This window comes from Bradyrhizobium sp. CB2312 (genome assembly GCF_029714425.1).
Taxonomy (GTDB): Bacteria; Pseudomonadota; Alphaproteobacteria; order Rhizobiales; family Xanthobacteraceae; genus Bradyrhizobium.
Map to the genome: position 1 here is coordinate 4784748 of NZ_CP121668.1, position 16543 is coordinate 4801290.

12 protein-coding genes and 2 pseudogenes are annotated in these 16543 nt (G+C 64.7%); 9 read left to right on the forward strand and 5 right to left on the reverse strand.

What is annotated here, in order from left to right; genetic code table 11:
• Nucleotides 1–6 precede the first annotated feature (6 nt).
• The 5 genes from QA642_RS23540 (at nucleotide 7) to QA642_RS23560 (ending at nucleotide 5615) form a co-directional block, all read left to right on the forward strand.
• Nucleotides 7–525 carry a YcnI family protein gene (locus tag QA642_RS23540; protein WP_283086712.1) on the forward strand — a complete coding sequence of 173 codons (519 nt, stop codon included), beginning with the start codon at nucleotides 7–9 and terminating at the stop codon, nucleotides 523–525.
• Nucleotides 525–2087: a CopD family protein gene (locus QA642_RS23545; protein ID WP_283086713.1), complete on the forward strand. Its 1563-nt coding sequence runs from the start codon at nucleotides 525–527 to the stop codon at nucleotides 2085–2087. Before QA642_RS23540 ends, QA642_RS23545 begins: the two co-directional genes overlap by 1 nt.
• A 145-nt stretch (nucleotides 2088–2232) precedes the next feature.
• Nucleotides 2233–3552, forward strand: a complete 1320-nt coding sequence (gene proS / locus QA642_RS23550) for a proline--tRNA ligase (protein WP_283086714.1) — start codon at nucleotides 2233–2235, stop codon at nucleotides 3550–3552.
• 73 nt (nucleotides 3553–3625) lie between these two features.
• Nucleotides 3626–4906, forward strand: a complete 1281-nt coding sequence (locus QA642_RS23555; RefSeq protein ID WP_283086715.1) for a lipoprotein-releasing ABC transporter permease subunit — start codon at nucleotides 3626–3628, stop codon at nucleotides 4904–4906.
• Nucleotides 4907–4913: 7 nt separating this feature from the next.
• Nucleotides 4914–5615 (forward strand): ABC transporter ATP-binding protein, encoded by a 702-nt coding sequence (locus QA642_RS23560; protein WP_235546127.1) that lies wholly within the window; start codon nucleotides 4914–4916, stop codon nucleotides 5613–5615.
• A 209-nt stretch (nucleotides 5616–5824) separates the two neighbouring features.
• Here the strand turns inward: QA642_RS23560 and QA642_RS23565 are convergent, their stop codons facing one another.
• Complete coding sequence (locus tag QA642_RS23565; RefSeq protein WP_283086716.1) at nucleotides 5825–6904, reverse strand: zinc-binding alcohol dehydrogenase family protein; 1080 nt, start codon at nucleotides 6902–6904, stop codon at nucleotides 5825–5827.
• Nucleotides 6905–7012: 108 nt separating this feature from the next.
• Here QA642_RS23565 and QA642_RS23570 point away from each other — a divergent pair, with 108 nt between their 5' ends.
• Both QA642_RS23570 and QA642_RS23575 read left to right on the forward strand, forming a co-directional pair.
• A complete protein-coding gene (locus QA642_RS23570) occupies nucleotides 7013–7786 on the forward strand; it encodes a helix-turn-helix transcriptional regulator (protein ID WP_283086717.1) in 774 nt (257 codons plus the stop codon).
• Nucleotides 7787–7985: 199 nt separating this feature from the next.
• A pseudogene (locus tag QA642_RS23575) lies at nucleotides 7986–11134 on the forward strand (GAF domain-containing protein).
• Nucleotides 11135–11166: 32 nt separating this feature from the next.
• On the opposite strand, the gene QA642_RS23580 reads toward QA642_RS23575, so the two are convergent.
• Entirely contained in the window at nucleotides 11167–12423 is a 1257-nt protein-coding gene (locus QA642_RS23580; protein WP_283086718.1) for a hypothetical protein, read from the reverse strand.
• A 217-nt stretch (nucleotides 12424–12640) separates the two neighbouring features.
• On the opposite strand from QA642_RS23580, the pseudogene map reads away from it, so the two are divergent.
• Nucleotides 12641–13391: pseudogene (map, locus tag QA642_RS23585) on the forward strand (type I methionyl aminopeptidase).
• Between the two features lie 55 nt (nucleotides 13392–13446).
• Here map and QA642_RS23590 read toward each other — a convergent pair.
• The 3 genes from QA642_RS23590 to QA642_RS23600 all read right to left on the reverse strand — a co-directional run bounded on the left by QA642_RS23590 (nucleotide 13447) and on the right by QA642_RS23600 (nucleotide 15463).
• Nucleotides 13447–14745 (reverse strand): MFS transporter, encoded by a 1299-nt coding sequence (locus QA642_RS23590; RefSeq protein ID WP_283086719.1) that lies wholly within the window; start codon nucleotides 14743–14745, stop codon nucleotides 13447–13449.
• A 159-nt stretch (nucleotides 14746–14904) separates the two neighbouring features.
• Nucleotides 14905–15159: a DUF3551 domain-containing protein gene (locus QA642_RS23595; RefSeq protein ID WP_283086720.1), complete on the reverse strand. Its 255-nt coding sequence runs from the start codon at nucleotides 15157–15159 to the stop codon at nucleotides 14905–14907.
• Between the two features lies 1 nt (nucleotide 15160).
• Nucleotides 15161–15463, reverse strand: coding sequence for a DUF3551 domain-containing protein (locus QA642_RS23600; RefSeq protein WP_283086721.1), 303 nt, complete (start codon nucleotides 15461–15463; stop codon nucleotides 15161–15163).
• 251 nt (nucleotides 15464–15714) lie between these two features.
• On the opposite strand from QA642_RS23600, the gene QA642_RS23605 reads away from it, so the two are divergent.
• Nucleotides 15715–16434 carry an outer membrane beta-barrel protein gene (locus QA642_RS23605; RefSeq protein ID WP_283086722.1) on the forward strand — a complete coding sequence of 240 codons (720 nt, stop codon included), beginning with the start codon at nucleotides 15715–15717 and terminating at the stop codon, nucleotides 16432–16434.
• Nucleotides 16435–16543: the final 109 nt, after the last annotated feature.

The window sequence follows — 16543 nt, forward strand, 5'->3', positions numbered from 1 at the left end:
CCGAACATGTCGAAGCGATCCTGTCTGATCCTGATGGCCGCGCTCACGGCGACACCCGCGGCGGCGCATATCACGCTTGAAACCAAGCAGGCCACGGTCGGCGCATCCTACAAAGCCGTGTTCGCCGTGCCACACGGCTGCGCGGGCTCGCCGACGGTGAAGATCCGCGTGCAGATCCCGGAAGGGGTAATTGCGGTGAAGCCGATGCCGAAGGCGGGCTGGAGTGTCGATGTCGTCGAGGGCAAATATGCCGGGGAGTACGACTATCACGGCAGCAAGCTCTCCTCAGGCGTCAAGGAGGTGGCGTGGTCCGGCGGCAAGCTGCCGGACAAGCACTATGACGAGTTCGTCATGCATACGGTCCTGACCGATACGCTCAAGCCGAACACGACACTGTATTTCCCGGTCGTCCAGGAATGCGAGACCGGCGTCAGCCGCTGGATCGAGATCCCCGCGGAGGGAGCAGGGCATTCGCACGAAGGCAATTCGCCGGCGCCTGGCGTGAAGCTGCTGCTAAAGCCCTGATGCGCGTTATCGCCGCGCTCGCGACGCTGCTTCTCATTGTCGGCTTCGCGACCGGGGCGTCGGCGCATGCGGCGCTCGTCTCGGTCGAGCCGGCGAGCGGCAGCATGCTTGCGAGCGCGCCGAAAGCGGTGGAGCTGCGCTTCAACGAGGCGGTGACGCCGGGCGCGATCCGGCTGATCGACGGCGCGGGCAGGGCGCGGGACGGTGCGCGCGTCAATGCATCAGGCGAGACCGTCTCGGTCGCGATGCCGCCGGACCTGCCGCAGGGAACGGCCGTGGTGAGCTATCGCGTGATCTCGCAGGACGGCCACCCGGTCTCGGGATCGGTGATCTTTTCGGTCGGCATGCCGACGGCGACAAAGCCTCCGGTCACCGTGGATGGCGCCTTGAACGCGCTGATCTGGCTGGCGCGGGTCGGTCTTTACCTTGGGCTGTTCGTCGGTGTCGGCGGCGTGTTCTTCGCGCGCTGGATTGCGTTGTCGATGATCGGCATGACCGTTCCGCGCGTCGCGCTCGCCATCGGCCTTGCTAGCGCGATTGCGTCCCTTGGCGCGTTGGGCCTCGATCTGCTCGCCCTGCCGCTGGCAGCGCTTGCGACGGCCGCTCCCTGGAAGGTCGCATTCGCGACCAGCGCCGGCCCCGCGTTACTGGTTGCCTTCGCAGCGATGCTGCTCGCGATGACCGCGCTGCGCCGCGCATGGCATGCGCGCGCTCTTGCGATCATCGCGTTCATCGGCGTCGGTCTGTCGCTCGCCATGACCGGGCACGCTGCAACGGCGCCACCGGAGGCGTTGACCCGGCCGGCGATCTTTCTCCATGGCCTCGGCGTCACCATCTGGATCGGTGCTCTCGTGCCGCTCGTCGCGCTGATGTCGAAGCCGGCGACTGCGTCGCTCCCCGTCGTGAACCGCTTCTCACGCCTTGCTGCGCTGGCGGCCGGCGTGCTGGCCTTGACCGGCCTCGCGCTTGCGATCGTTCAGCTTGAAAAGCCGGCAGCGCTGGTCGAGACCCGCTACGGACTCATCCTCTCGATCAAGCTTGTATTCGTCACGGGATTGCTGGCGCTCGCCGCGCTCAATCGGTTCCGGCTGACGCCGGCCCTGGCCCAGGACGAGACATCGACGCCTGCGCTCAAGCGCTCGATCCTGCTCGAATGCAGCATCGCGGTCGCTATTTTTGCCACCGTCGCCGGTTGGCGCTTCACGCCGCCGCCGCGGACCATCGTTCCGGACACGCCGCTGGCGATCCACATCCACAGCGGCAAGGCGATGTTCCAGGTGCTGGTCTCGCCAGGCAAGGCAGGTCTCGACGATTTCGTGCTTCAGCTCATGACCGGCGAGGCGACGCCGCTGGCGGCCAAGGAGGCGACCTTGACCCTGAGCCTGCCGGAGCGCGGCATCGAGCCGATGGAACGCAATGCCGAGCTCGGACCGGATGGCTATTGGCACGTGCGCAAGGTCGAGCTGCCCTTCGCCGGCCGCTGGCATGTGCGGATCGACGCGCTGGTGACCGATTTCGAGAAGATCACGCTCGAGGACGATATCGAGGTGGCGCCGCCCTAGGCGGGGAAGTTCAAGTCGAACCTGAAGGCAACGGAAAAATGACAGGAATTTCGCCGCGTTAGCGGCTTTTCCTCATTCCCGGCCTTGTGTTTTCGCTCCCAATCCGCTTTCACTGCAAGCCCTTACTGATTCCTCGAGTATTGCCATGCGGTTGTCGCGGTTCTTTCTGCCCATCCTGAAGGAAAATCCGAAAGAGGCGGAAATCGTCTCGCATCGGCTGATGCTGCGCGCCGGCATGATCCGGCAGGAAGCGGCCGGCATCTATGCCTGGCTGCCGCTCGGCTTCCGCGTGCTGAAGAAGATCGAGCAGATCGTGCGCGAGGAGCAGGACCGCTCCGGCGCGCTGGAACTGCTGATGCCGACGCTCCAGCTCGCCGATCTCTGGCGCGAGAGCGGCCGCTACGACGCCTATGGCCCGGAGATGCTGCGCATCGCCGATCGCCACAAGCGCGAGCTCTTGTACGGGCCGACCAACGAGGAAATGATCACCGAGATCTTCCGGGCCTATGTGAAGTCGTACAAGAACCTGCCGCTGAATCTCTATCATATTCAATGGAAATTCCGCGACGAGCAGCGTCCGCGCTTCGGCGTGATGCGCGGCCGCGAGTTCCTGATGAAGGACGCCTATTCGTTCGATCTCAACGAGGCCGCTGCGCGCGTCGCCTACAACAAGATGTTCGTCGCCTATTTGCGCACCTTCGCGCGGATGGGACTGAAGGCGATCCCGATGCGCGCCGAGACCGGCCCGATCGGCGGTGATCTCAGTCACGAATTCATCGTGCTTGCGGAGACCGGCGAATCCGGCGTGTTCATCAATCGCGACGTGCTGGACCTGCCGGTGCCGGGCGAGGACGTCGACTATGACAGCGATCTGACCCCGATCATCAAGCAGTGGACTTCGGTCTACGCCGCGACGGAGGATGTCCACGATGCCGCGCGGTTCGAGCAGGAAGTGCCCGCGGAGAAGCGGGTGAACACTCGCGGCATCGAGGTTGGCCAGATCTTCTATTTCGGCACGAAGTACTCCGAGCCGATGAAGGCGCTGGTGGCCGGCCCCGACGGCGTCGACGTGCCGATCCATGGTGGCTCCTACGGCGTCGGCGTCTCGCGCCTGTTAGGTGCCATCATCGAGGCCTGCCATGACGAGGCCGGCATCAAATGGCCGGAGGCGGTGGCGCCGTTCCGCGTGGCGATCCTCAACCTCAAGCAGGGCGATGCCGCGGTCGATGCGGCCTGCGAGAAGCTCTATGCGGAGTTCACCGCCAAGAGCGTCGACGTGCTCTACGACGACACCGACCAGCGCGCCGGCGCCAAATTCGCCGCCGCGGACCTGATCGGCATCCCTTGGCAGATCATGATCGGGCCGAAGGGCCTCGCCGACGGCAAGGTCGAGATCAAGAAGCGCAGTGACGGCTCCCGCGAGACGATGTCGCCTGCGGACGCGGTCGCGCGCCTGGTCGGCTGAATATTGTTCATCGCCCGAGATCGCGGCCGCCAATCCGGCCACAATTGACCCCGAATCATGGGATTATCGAGCGATGGATGAGACCATGACCGAAACCGTTCAAACCGCGCCTTTCGCGCCATTCGAGTGGATGCTGTCGGCGCGCTATTTGCGGGCGCGCCGCAAGGAGGGATTCATCTCGGTCATCGCCGGGTTCTCCTTCCTCGGCATCATGCTCGGCGTGGCGACGCTGATCATCGTCATGGCCGTGATGAACGGCTTCCGCAAGGAGCTGCTCGACAAGATCCTCGGCCTCAACGGCCACATCCTGGTGCAGCCGCTGGAATCGCCGCTCACGGACTGGAAGGACGTCGCCGACCGCATCAGCCAGGTCCAGGGCATCCGGCTCGCCGCGCCTGTGGTCGACGGCCAGGCGCTCGCGTCATCGCCGTGGAACGCCTCCGGCGTGCTGGTGCGCGGCATCCGATCCGACGACCTCAACAACCTCACCTCGATCGCCAAGAACATCAAGCAGGGCTCGCTCGAGGGCTTTGACGAAGGGCAGGGCGTTGCGATCGGCCGGCGGCTCGCAGACCAGCTGTCGCTGCACGCCGGCGACAGCGTGACGCTGGTGGCGCCGAAGGGCGCGGTCACGCCGATGGGCACGACGCCGCGCATCAAGCCATACAAGATCGTCGCCGTGTTCGAGATCGGCATGTCCGAATACGATCTCGGCTTCGTGTTCATGCCGCTGGCGGAAGCGCAGGCCTATTTCAACCGCAGCAGCGACGTCACCTCGATCGAGGTGTTCACCACCAACCCCGACAAGATCGACGCCTTCCGCACGGCGGTGACGGAAGCCGCGGGCCGCCCGGTGTTCCTGGTCGACTGGCGGCAACGCAACTCAACCTTCTTCAATGCGCTCCAGGTCGAGCGCAACGTGATGTTCCTGATCCTGACCATGATCGTGCTGGTCGCAGCGCTGAACATCGTCTCCGGCCTGATCATGCTGGTGAAGGACAAGGGCAGCGACATCGCGATCCTGCGCACCATGGGCGCCTCGCAAGGCTCGATCATGCGCATCTTCCTGATCACGGGCGCCTCGATCGGCGTGGTCGGCACGCTGGTCGGCTTCTTCGTCGGCCTCGTGATCTGCCTCAACATCGAATCGATCAGGCAATTCCTGTCGTGGCTGACCTCGACCGAGCTGTTCTCGCCGGAGCTCTACTTCCTGTCGAAGCTGCCCGCCGAGATCGACATCGGCGAGACCACGGCGGTCGTCATCATGGCGCTGACGCTGTCGTTTCTGGCGACGCTCTACCCGTCCTGGCGCGCCGCGCGCCTCGATCCCGTCGAAGCGCTCCGGTACGAGTGAGGGGCTGATGGAGCAGCAGGGGGCGGAAGATGTACCGGTCATTTATCTCCACGAGATAAAGCGGCAGTACTTGCAGGGCGAGGTGCCGCTGACGATCCTCGACGGCGCCAAGCTCGCGCTGTGGCCGGGCCAGTCGGTTGCGCTGGTGGCGCCGTCGGGCTCGGGCAAGTCGACGCTGCTGCACATCGCGGGGCTGCTCGAAGCCCCGGATTCCGGCGAGGTCTATGTCAACGGCGCGCCGACCTCGCAACTGCCCGACATCGAGCGCACCCAGCTGCGCCGCACCGACATCGGCTTCGTCTACCAGTCGCACCGCCTCCTGCCGGAGTTCTCCGCGCTGGAGAACGTGATGCTGCCGCAGATGATCCGCGGCCTGAAGAAATCCGAGAGCGTCAAGCGCGCCAAGGAGATCCTCGGCTATCTCGGCCTCGGCGACCGCATCACCCATCGCCCGGCCGAGCTGTCGGGCGGCGAGCAGCAGCGCGTTGCGATCGCGCGCGCGGTCGCGAACGCGCCGCGCGTGCTGTTTGCGGACGAGCCGACCGGCAATCTCGACCCCGGCACCGCTGAGCACGTGTTCCAGGCTCTGATGCAGCTGGTGAAGGCGACCCGGGTCTCGATGCTGATCGCGACCCATAACATGGAGCTCGCCGGCCGCATGGACCGGCGCGTCTCGCTGTCGAACGGCCAGGTCGTCGAGCTCGAATAACCAAGCGTCAGCCGCGGGCTTGGTTCACCGCTCCCAAGGGAGAGCTGAATTCCGACGCGGCGCTCGTTCGTCCTCAAACTAAAACTGCGAAAACAACCCCATGCACAGTAGCCGGACACCGCCGGCTAGACGCGGGGTGACGCATCCCAATTCCTTGACATGTCATGGAAACCCGCTGCGACGGCGCATCGCCGCAGCGGGCAGGCCGATTACGGCCTGATCACCGTCAATCTGAACGGTCCGCCGTTGGCCGCGGCATGGGCCACCGCCTCGTTGGCGTGGTCGAGGTCGAACGTCGTCGTCTGGTATTCGTCGAGGCGCAGCAGTCCGGACCGCACCAGCGCGATCAGGCGGCTCGCCGCATCCGGAGGATACATCCAGACGCCGTGAATGCTGATGCAGTTGCGCATGAGCCAGGGGTAGGGCAGCTCGAGGCCCGGGCCGCCCGCCATGCCGACGCCGCCCATCAGCACGACGCGGCCATAGGCGCGCACCGTCATCATTGCCGCACGTACGACGATCGGGCTCACCGAGGGCGGCATGATGTCGAACACGCAGTCGATCGGCCCCGGCGCGGCGCGCTTCATCGCTTCGCGATCGTCGTCCTCGTTGCCGGTGAGCCTGACCGGCTTCACGCGGCTGCCGAAGCGGCGGACGAGGTCGGCGAGGATCTTTTCGTTGCGGCCCGGCGTCACCACGCAGGCCGCGCCCATTGCGAGCGCGACCGAGACGGCGGCGCTGCCGAAATTGCCGGTGGCCCCGCTCACCAGCACGGTCTCGCCCGGTTGGAGGTTGGCGGCAAGGAAGCCGCCATAGGGCACCAGCAGCGTCCCCAGCGCGCACCATTGCGTGGCTTCCTCCGACGTGATCGCGCCGAGGCGTTTGACGTTCTCGGTCGGCACCCGCATCTGCTCGGCGAACGAGCCGTGGCGAAAATGCCGTTGCAGGTGCATGCCGCCGGGGCCGGCGGCCGTGAGCCCCTGCAGCGCGATGTCGGGCGCGACGGCATCATCGCGCGAGCGCACCGTCGGATCGCAGAACACCCAGTCGCCGACGGCAAGCTTGGTTGCGTCCGGACCGATCGCGCGCACCCGGCCGATGCCGCCGGGGCCCGGGATGATCGGCAGGTCGAGCGCGTAGTTGCGTGTCCCGTCGAAGACCTCGTTCATGTAGGACAGGACGCGCGTGGCGACGACGTCGACGATGACTTCGCCGGTGCCGAGCATCGGATCGGGGGCAGTCTCGATCACCAGCGGCGATCCCAGGGATTTGAGTACGGCAGCTTTCATGTGTTCACCTCAAGGTCGGGTGAAGCGGATATGCGCTGCCTTGGAACGGCCAGGAAGGCCTGGTATTATCCTAGTATTCCAAAAACCCTCCATCGCGGGAGCGACATCATGGCCGATCCACGCCGCGTCGAATTCGGCGACTTCCTGAGGTCCCGCCGCGAGAAGCTGTCGCCGAAGACCGTCGGGCTTCCGGCCGGCCGCCGGCGGCGCACCGCGGGGCTACGCCGTGAGGAGGTCGCCCAGCTCGCTGGCATCGGCGTCGACTGGTACATCCGCCTCGAGCAGGGCCGCACCGTCAGTCCCTCCGTCACCACCATCGACGCGCTCGCCCGTGCGCTGCGCCTCTCGAAGACCGAGCATGCGCACCTCAAGGCGCTGGCACGCGACGGCGACAAGCGCGCGTTCACACGCGAGGTCGTGCCGGCGCCCATTCGGCGGATGATCGAGAGCCTGCCACATCCGGCCTACATCACCGGGCGGCGCTGGGACGTATTGGCCTGGAACGAGGCCGCCGAGGAGGTCTTCGCCTTCGGGCAGCTGCCCGAGCAGGACCGCAATACGCTGCTGCTGGTGCTGACCAACAAGCAGACGCGAAAGATTTACGGCGCGGGCTGGAGCGACGTCGCCAAGAGCATGGTCGCGATGTTTCGCGCCACGCACGACGTCTGGGCCGGCGATCCGGCTTTCGCCGAATTGCTGACGCGGCTGCGCCAGGGCAGTCCGGAATTCGTCAAATGGTGGGAGGCGCACGAGATCCGCAGCACCTCGTCGGGACTCAAGACCATGAACCATCCGACCAGGGGCCTGCTCCGCTTTGAGCACACGAGCTTCCAGGCCAATGACGATCCTGCGCTGAAGCTGGTGATCTATACGCCGGTGTAGGGGCATCGAGCACAGCGACGACGACGTCCCGACCCGGGCGCGAGGCAAGCACGCCGGCGGTCTCTCAACGCAAGGGAACCTAAATGCCCTCAGGTGGTTAGACGGCAGTCGGGTGGGCCATCTCCTGAAGCGGAGAGCGGCGCGAATGGTCGCTTCCATCCAGATTTGGCCGGGAGAGGGAATTGTCGGGGGCGGAGCGATGACGATGGCGGCCGGGGCGCATTTGACCGATCGCAACTCCGTTCTTGCCGCCCTTGGCGACTACATCCGAGAGATCAGCAATCCCGACGATCTCGCCTATGCCGCGGCGGAGCTGCTCGGCCGCAGCCTCGATGTAAGCCGGGCGGGCTACGGCACGGTCGACACCTCGGCCGAAACCATCACGATCAACCGCGATTGGAACGCGCCTGGCATTTTGAGCCTAGCCGGCGTGCTGCACTTCCGCGACTATGGCAGTTACATCGACGACCTCAAGCGCGGCGAGACCGTGGTTTGTGCCGACGCAGAGCAGGACCCGCGCGTCGGTGATCGTGCGCGAGCGCTCGAGGCGATCTCTGCCCGTGCACTCGTCAATATGCCGATCTCGGAGCCCGATGGGGTTGTGGCTCTGCTCTACCTCAACAATGCAAAGCCCCGAAAATGGACTTCGGAAGAGCTCGAGCTCATCCGCGAAGTTGCCGAGCGCACGCGCACTGCCGTCGAGCGTCGCCGCGCGGAGACGTCCGTCCGCGAGAACGAGGCGCGCCTGCTTTTCCTGGATGCCCTCAACAAGGCGACTGCCAAGACCCGCGATGCGGACGGTGTCCTTGCAGTGACGACCAGGATGCTTGGTGAGCATCTCGGCGTATCGAACTGCGCCTATGCCGATATGGACCCTGACGAGGATGGCTTCACCATCCGTGGGGATTGGGCGGGGCCAGGGGCGATCCATATCGTGGGTCACTACAGCCTCGCCAATTTCGGCAAGAAGGCGGTTCAGGAGCTCAGCGCCGGCAGGCCGCTCATCATCAATGACAATCTGAAGGAGATCGCGCCGGAGGAAGCGGCCACCTTCCAGAGGATCGGCATCGGCTCGACGATCTGCATGCCCTTCGTGAAGGAGGGGCGCCTGACCGCCTTGATGGCAATTCATCACCGCAGTCCGCACCTTTGGACCCGGCGCGAACTCGCTCTGCTCACCGAGGTGACCGAGCGATCATGGGCGCACATCGAGCGCGTTCGATCGGAAGAGGCTGCGCGGGAGGCTGCCGAACGGCTCAGTCTTGCGAACACCGCGGCCGGGATCGGCATCTGGGATTATGACCCGGTCAACGACGTCTTGCGATGGGACAACCGCTGCAAAGCGTTGTTCGGTTTGTCCCCCGATGCCGACGTCAGCTATGAAGGGGCCTTCCTGAAGGGCCTGCATCCCGAGGACAGGGACCGCGCACACGGGGCGGTCTCGAAGGCCCTGTCGCCGGAGTCCCCGGCAGCCTACAACATCGAGTATCGGACGGTCGGCATCGAGGACGGTGTCGAACGCTGGGTCGCCGCCACCGGTGATGCCCTCTTTTCCAACGGCCGCGCCGTGCGGTTCATTGGCACGGTTCTCGATATCACCGACAAGAAAAAGTCCGAGCGCCATCTGAGAATCCTGAACGACACGGGCGCTTCGGTCGCCCGCGAACGAGATCTCGAGACGATCGTTCAGGTCGTCACGGATGCCGGCGTCGAACTGTCGGGCGCCCAGTTCGGGGCGTTTTTCTACAACGTGCTGACGCCCGACGGCGGCAGCTACATGCTCTATGCATTGTCGGGCGCACCTCGATCGGCGTTTGAAAACTTTCCGATGCCGCGCAACACCGCCGTATTCGAGCCGACCTTCAAGGGGACGGCGGTGGTCAGGTCCGACGACATCCTGCGGGACCCTCGTTATGGCAGGAACACGCCGCGGAAGGGCATGCCCGAGGCCATCTTCCGGTCCGATCCTATCTGGCAGTCCCCGTGGCCTCGCGAAGCGGTGAAGTCCTCGGCGGACTGTTCTTCGGTCATCGTGAAACGGGAAAATTTCAGGCCGAACACGAGACTGCCTTGCTCGGCATCGCCGGCCATGCCGCGACGGCCATCGACAATGCGCGGCTTCTGACGCGACTCCAGACGCTCAATGCCGAACTGGAGCAGCGGGTTGCCGACGAGATCGGTGAACGCATGAAAGCCGAGGAGCAGCTGCGGCAGGCTCAAAAAATGGAAGCCGTCGGGCAGTTGACCGGAGGCATCGCCCACGACTTCAACAATATGCTGGCCGTCATTCTCGGCAGCTTGAACCTCGCCAAGCGGCGGCTCGGAAAGGGAGAGGTCAACATCGATCGCTTCATCGACGGGGCCATTGACGGCGCGAACCGCGCAGCCACCTTGACGCAGAGGCTGCTGGCCTTCTCTCGCCAGCAGCCGCTGGCGCCCGAAATCGTGGACATCAACAAGATGATCGGCGGCATGAGCGAACTGCTCGACAGGTCGCTCGGCGAGCTCATTCGCCTCGAAACGGTTCTGGCGGCCGGTCTCTGGCGCGTCAGAGCAGACACTGCGCAACTGGAAAGCACGGTTTTGAATTTGGCGGTCAATGCCCGCGATGCCATGCCCAAGGGCGGCAAGCTGACCATCGAAACAAGCAACGCGTCGATCGATCAAAGATATGCTCGCGAATACGCACTGGCGCCCGGGCAATATGTCCTCATTGCCGTAACGGACAACGGCATCGGAATAGCGAACGACGTGCTGGGCAGGGTGTTCGACCCCTTCTTCACGACCAAGGAAGTGGGCAAGGGGACCGGCCTTGGACTGAGCCAGGTCTATGGTTTCGTGAGGCAGTCAGGCGGCCACGTGAAAATCTACTCGGAGGTCGGCGTTGGCACGACCGTAAAGGTCTACCTGCCGCGCTTCGTCGGCGATGACAAAATTCGGGAGGCCTCGGAAAGCGTGGCGCATCCCGGCGCAGACTTCCAGAAGGAGACCATTCTCGTCGTCGAGGATGATGAGCGTGTTCGCAACATCTCGTCGGAAAGTCTGCGCGAACTCGGTTACACCGTTTTCGAAGCGGCAGGCGCGAAAGAGGCGATCAGGAAGATCGAAGAGGGGCCCGTTCCGGATCTGCTGTTTACGGATGTCGTGATGCCCGAAATGACAGGCGCCGAGTTGGCAACCGAGCTGTTGAAACGGCACCCTGGACTGAAAGTGCTGTTCACGACCGGCTATACGCGCAATGCAATTGTTCACAACGGCATGCTCGATGCCGGCAAGCATCTGCTCTCCAAGCCCTTCGCGATCGAAGATCTGGCAGCCAAGGTCCGCAGTCTGCTCGACGAGATTTGATCATCCGGCTCCATCCAAACCCCGCCTTCCACCTATTGTGCCGGCACGGCCGTCGGCTTTGCGCCAGCCCCCGGCGGAATTGCCGGCCAGGGGCTCTTCGGCTTGGCCGCCACTGACGAACACGCCGTCGCAAGCCGTGGCCACATGGACGCCAGGCCTGTCAGGTCGATGTCCAGTCCTGTCGTATCCGTCTTTTCGTCCGGCATGGTCGTGGTTTGCCGGACATGCAGCGAGCGAGACGCCAGCATCGTGAAGACCATATCGCGGTCGACGTTGCCACTCCACATTTCGTACTTCCCGGCGTTCACAGGAGAGCCTCCGGCCTCCTTGCTCGTGTCGGCATCCGCCGTCATCGATATCGTGCTTTTGCCGGCGCTCGCCTTGTCGATGTCACCCGCGAACATCAGCGGCACGCGATTCCTGCTTTCGCAATACATGCGCCACTCCATCGTCCGGAATGACGCGCCGTTTTCCGTCTTCGTCACGGCGATCTTGCTGACGAAGGGCCGTGCTCCCGTCTCCAGCCTCCATGTCCCCTCGGCAAAGGGCCGCATGTCGATCCCGAAACGATAGAGCTCGGCGCGCGTCAGCACGTGCAGGTTTTCGTAGGTCACGGTCCGGATGAGGTCATCGAGCTCGCGGCTGATCCCCATCGCCGCGATGAACGCGGCGCGGACGCGTTCGGCTGTCACCATCCGGCGCTGCCTGATCTCTGCGAGCACCTCCGGAGGCGGTTCCCTGCGCATGTTGAGGACGAGCCGGGAGTTATGCACCGCCAGCACTGCATCGGGGGCCACCGCGCGCGATGTTGCTCCGAGAAACAGGTAAGCGCAGGCCGAGTTGCACATCGCATGGTAGGTGGTGAGCTGGGCCTCGACCTCGCCGCCTGCAGTCTTCAGCTTCAGGCATTCGGCGTCCACCTGCGTCTCCGCGGCGCACGCGGCCACGATGGTCCGGCCGACCCGGGCGACCGCCTTGCGGCTGCGCAAGAGCCGCCCGATGACATAGGATTGCTCCACGTTGCCGCCGGGTGAATGAAGGTAGATCGGACGCTGCGTGTCCGTGACGCCCGCCAAGAAGTGGCGAACGCGCGCCGCGGCATTCTCGTCGATCTTGCCCTCGATGGCGATCCAGCGGTCGCAGCCCGGCCCGCACGCGTCCGGCGCTCCCCTGGCAAGATAGATCGTCAGCCCCGGAGCAAATCCGGTCTTTTCGGCCGGTGTTTCTTCGGCATGCATTGCGCCGGGAAGCAACAGGGCGGCGGCGACAAGCAGGATACGGGTGAGCATGAAATTGATGGGACCGGAGGCTTTAAAAAGACGAATGAAGGCTACTCGAAGATCAGACCGTGCATAACTTTCGGTGGCATGGCGAAGCTCAGCTTATTCCTCATCGTCGAACGCGACTACATCCCTTCACGAATGCGCATTGTAAATTTTCGCCCGCGCTGCCGCGTTTGCAGTTTGAGGCCACAGGCGCTATGTCCGGTTTCGGAATGATCTGAACATGACAATCTCTGACGACAATGAGCTCTCCCGCCTGAAGGAGATCGGCCGTATCGTCGCCAACACCCTCGAGGCGATGGGGAAGGCGCTCGAACCGGGCATGACCACCGGCGAGCTGGACCAGATCGGACGAAAGCTCCTGGAAGCCGCCGGGGCACGTTCGGCGCCGGAGCTGGCCTACGACTTTCCCGGGGCGACCTGCATCAGCGTGAACGAGGAGATCGCGCATGGCATCCCGGGGCAGCGACGGATCGCGCGCGGCGATCTCGTCAACATAGACGTTTCAGCCGAGAAGAACGGACTCTTTGCAGACACGGGCGCCTCGTTCGCCGTTCCGCCCGTGAGCCGCGCGATCGAGCGCCTTTGCAGGGATGGCCGGCGGGCGATGTGGACCGGCCTGCGGCAGGTCGGCGCCGGCAAGCCGATGGCCGGCATCGGCCAGGCTATCGGGACCTTCGCGCGGAAGAACGGCTATAGCCTTGTCAGGAATCTCGCCAGTCACGGCGTCGGCCTGTCGCTCCATGAGCAGCCGACGGAAATCGCGACATGGCCCGACCGCTCCGAGCGCCGCATCATGCGTGACGGCCTGGTGTTCACGGTCGAGCCGTTCCTGTCCCTGGGCGCCGAGTGGGCCCAGGACGGCGATGATCCGTGGACGCTGTACAGCAGCCCCGAAGCTCCGACCGTTCAATAGCGAACACACGGTGATTGCCACCCGAAACGGACCCTTGATCGTCACGCTCGCGGGTTAAGGTTGCCGGGGTTGTAGCCCAAGACGGTGCAGCCGCTCGCCGGGCGCGGATGGCGTCAGGCCACGGGATCCCTGTGAACCGCCGAACGGCTTCGATGATCCGGCGCCAGCGACGGCGCGAGCGGAGCAGCGTCGCGTCGCGCGGTGAGTTCGACCGGCGCAGACTTGGCGCCTCGCCAGGCCACTATCCAGATCAGGAAACCGAGCAACGCAAGCGCGGCGCCGACGGGGCCGGTGGAGGTCCAGCCCAACCCCTCGCGAATGGCGAGGCCGCCGAGGAAGGGACCGAGCGCGTTGGCGGTGTTGAACGCGGAATGGTTCAGCGCGGCAGCCAGCGCCTGCGCATCGCCGGCGACGTCCATCAGCCGGGTCTGGAGGATGGCGCCGAGCGAGACGCTGGCACCGATCGCGAAGATGTCGATCGCGAGCAGCCAGGGATTGCCGGCCGCCAGCGGAAACAGCAGCAGCGCGACAGCAGCAAACAGCAGGATCACGCCCGCGGTCGGCATCAACGCGCGGTCGGCAAAGCGCGGCACGAACAGATTGCCGAGCGTGGCGCCGATGCCGAACACCGCCAGGAAGAACGGGATGACCGTTGTGCTGACCTTGGTGACCTCGATCAGTGTCGTCGCAAGATAAGTATAGACGGCAAACATGCCGCCGAAGCCGATGGCGCCGATCGCGAGCGTAATCCAGACGCGTCCGCTTCGGAGCGCACCGAGCTCGCGCAGCGGGTCCGACTTGCCGGCCCGGTCGCGCGGCGCGAACAGCGCGCAAAGCAGCACCGTCAGCAGCGCCAGCATAGACACGAGGCCAAAACTCGCGCGCCAGCCGACCGCCTGGCCGATCAGATTGGCCAGCGGCACGCCGATGATCGTGGCTATGGTCAGGCCGAGCATGACCTGGCCGATCGCCTGGGAGCGGCGATGCTGCGGAACGAGCGAGGCCGCGACCAGCGCGGCGATGCCGAAATAGGCGCCATGCGGCAGCCCCGAGAGGAAGCGTGCCGCGATCATCCAGCCGAAGCCAGGCGCAAGCGCCGTGAGCGCGTTGCCGAGCGCGAACACGGCCATCAGCACCAAGAGCTGCGTGCGCCGCGCGAAGCGCGCGCCAGCTACGGCGATCAGCGGCGCGCCCAGCACCACGCCGAGCGCATAGGCGCTGATCGCGTGTCCCGCGGCCGGCTCGTCGACATGGAGGTCGGCGGCGAAGAACGGCAGCAGGCTCATCGATGCGAATTCGGTGGTTCCGATCGCAAAGCCGCCCATTGCGAGCGAGAACAGGACGATGGCGAGGTGAGGGGGCGCGGAAGCAGATTGCGCTCCGCGCGCGGTCGCTTGGGACGAAGCTGTCATGTGTCCTGCATTGGTGGCGTCAACGGGAACCAGCCCAGTGAACGTCGCCACCCCTGCAAGATTTGTCCGTCGAACTTAAACCTGGATCAGCCCGCGTCAACACCACGGCCGCAATGCAGAGCCGGCCGCATATCAGCATCCCGATTGGCACGTGCCAAACTAGTCGATCCGCTTTGACCGCCGCGCAGCCTTCGGCTTGCTCTGCGCAAAGTACGGGTTCACGACGCAACTCGCTGAACGCCCCACGGCGAGAAACTTGCATTGTTCGAGCGAGGTGTAGCGGCAATCGAAATAGCCCACCTGACCGTAGATCTGCATGCAGACGGGATAGCTGGGATCATAGGTCTGCGCCCGCGCGTGCGCGCTGACGAGCAGCGTGCCGATCGCGGCGAGCGCGAGAGCGGCGCAGCGCATCTCAGCGCAGCGGGAGATAGCCCGGCCCAAATGTGCGCGGGCGGTTCTGATACGCATAGGGATCATCGCTCTGGCCTGCGAAATACGGATTGGCGATGCAGGTCAGCGCGCGGCCCGATGCGCTTGCCTGACACTGCGCGTAGCTGTCGAACCTGCAATTGCTCAGTCCCGGCCATTCGTCGCCCGTCAGGCAGAACGCATGATTGGTGCCGAACGCGCGTGCGGGCGTGCTTGCGTCGAACGCGAATGTGGCGAGAGCGAGCAAAAATGTGGCGACAATGGGGAGAGTAATTCGTCCACGCATTTCAATTCTCCATCACGCGTTTGTGCGCGCGGCGATGTTACGCGCGCACGCGATGAATGTCGTGTAGTCGACATGGAACTCGTGAAAACACTTGTTTCAAAGGGTTTCCCGCGCGCGCTGCTAAACATGCATTAACGTAGCGAGGGCCTTTGGCTCTGACTGTGGCGTCGGAGTTACAGCAATTCTGTCGATCGCTGCTAAGACGACGCCACGGCCCGGGGGCCTACTGAAGAAACTGGAACGGGAATCAAATGAAGAAGAATCTGTTGCTCGCCGCTGTGAGCCTCGTCGCGCTCAGCGCGACTGCGCCGGCGCTGGCTGCTGATCTCGCTGCGCGTCCTTACACCAAGGCGCCTGCGATGGTCGCGACGATCTACGACTGGAGCGGCTTCTACATCGGTATCAACGGCGGCGGCGGTTCCTCGCACGCGACCTGGGATTTCGTCGGCATCGGCCGCGAAGGCTCGCACGATGCGACCGGCGGCACGGTCGGTGGCCAGGTCGGCTATCGCTGGCAGTCCGGCCAGTGGGTGTTCGGCGTGGAAGGCCAGGGCAACTGGGCCGACTTCTCCGGCGACAACGCCAGCGCGCTGTTCGCCACCCGCAACCGCACCAAGATCGACGCGTTCGGTCTGATCACCGGCCAGGTCGGCTACGCCTGGAACAACGTGCTCGTCTACGTCAAGGGCGGTGCGGCCGTGGTCAGCGACAAGTACGAGATCTTCGGGCTCGGTGGTCCGCTGCTCGCTTCGACCAGCGACACCCGCTGGGGCGGCACGGTCGGCGCCGGCCTCGAGTACGGCTTCGCTCCGAACTGGTCGGTCGGCGTCGAGTACAACCACATCTTCCTGTCGGACAAGGATGTCACCTTCGCTGGCTTCGCCGGCTCGGAGCGCATCAAGCAGGACGTCGACATGGGTCTCGTCCGCCTGAACTACAAGTTCGGCGGCCCGATCATCGGCCGTTACTGAGCAAAGTACTGAGATCGATCGCTCTGCAAGGAGCGATCGTCGAAAGCCCCGGCCTCGCGCCGGGGCTTTTTGTTGTTGAAATTCAGATAGTTAACCATCCCGCTTCTCG

Excerpts from the sequence above, each read along its gene's own strand:
- QA642_RS23580 (WP_283086718.1), bottom strand. The coding sequence starts at position 12,423 with ATGCTCACCCGTATCCTGCTTGTCGCCGCCGCCCTGTTGCTTCCCGGC.
- QA642_RS23600 (WP_283086721.1), bottom strand. The coding sequence starts at position 15,463 with ATGCGTGGACGAATTACTCTCCCCATTGTCGCCACATTTTTGCTCGCT.
- QA642_RS23545 (WP_283086713.1), top strand. The coding sequence starts at position 525 with ATGCGCGTTATCGCCGCGCTCGCGACGCTGCTTCTCATTGTCGGCTTC.
- QA642_RS23540 (WP_283086712.1), top strand. The coding sequence starts at position 7 with ATGTCGAAGCGATCCTGTCTGATCCTGATGGCCGCGCTCACGGCGACA.
- QA642_RS23565 (WP_283086716.1), bottom strand. The coding sequence starts at position 6,904 with ATGAAAGCTGCCGTACTCAAATCCCTGGGATCGCCGCTGGTGATCGAG.
- proS (WP_283086714.1), top strand. The coding sequence starts at position 2,233 with ATGCGGTTGTCGCGGTTCTTTCTGCCCATCCTGAAGGAAAATCCGAAA.
- QA642_RS23560 (WP_235546127.1), top strand. The coding sequence starts at position 4,914 with ATGGAGCAGCAGGGGGCGGAAGATGTACCGGTCATTTATCTCCACGAG.
- QA642_RS23555 (WP_283086715.1), top strand. The coding sequence starts at position 3,626 with ATGGATGAGACCATGACCGAAACCGTTCAAACCGCGCCTTTCGCGCCA.
- QA642_RS23595 (WP_283086720.1), bottom strand. The coding sequence starts at position 15,159 with ATGCGCTGCGCCGCTCTCGCGCTCGCCGCGATCGGCACGCTGCTCGTC.
- QA642_RS23570 (WP_283086717.1), top strand. The coding sequence starts at position 7,013 with ATGGCCGATCCACGCCGCGTCGAATTCGGCGACTTCCTGAGGTCCCGC.
- QA642_RS23590 (WP_283086719.1), bottom strand. The coding sequence starts at position 14,745 with ATGACAGCTTCGTCCCAAGCGACCGCGCGCGGAGCGCAATCTGCTTCC.
- QA642_RS23605 (WP_283086722.1), top strand. The coding sequence starts at position 15,715 with ATGAAGAAGAATCTGTTGCTCGCCGCTGTGAGCCTCGTCGCGCTCAGC.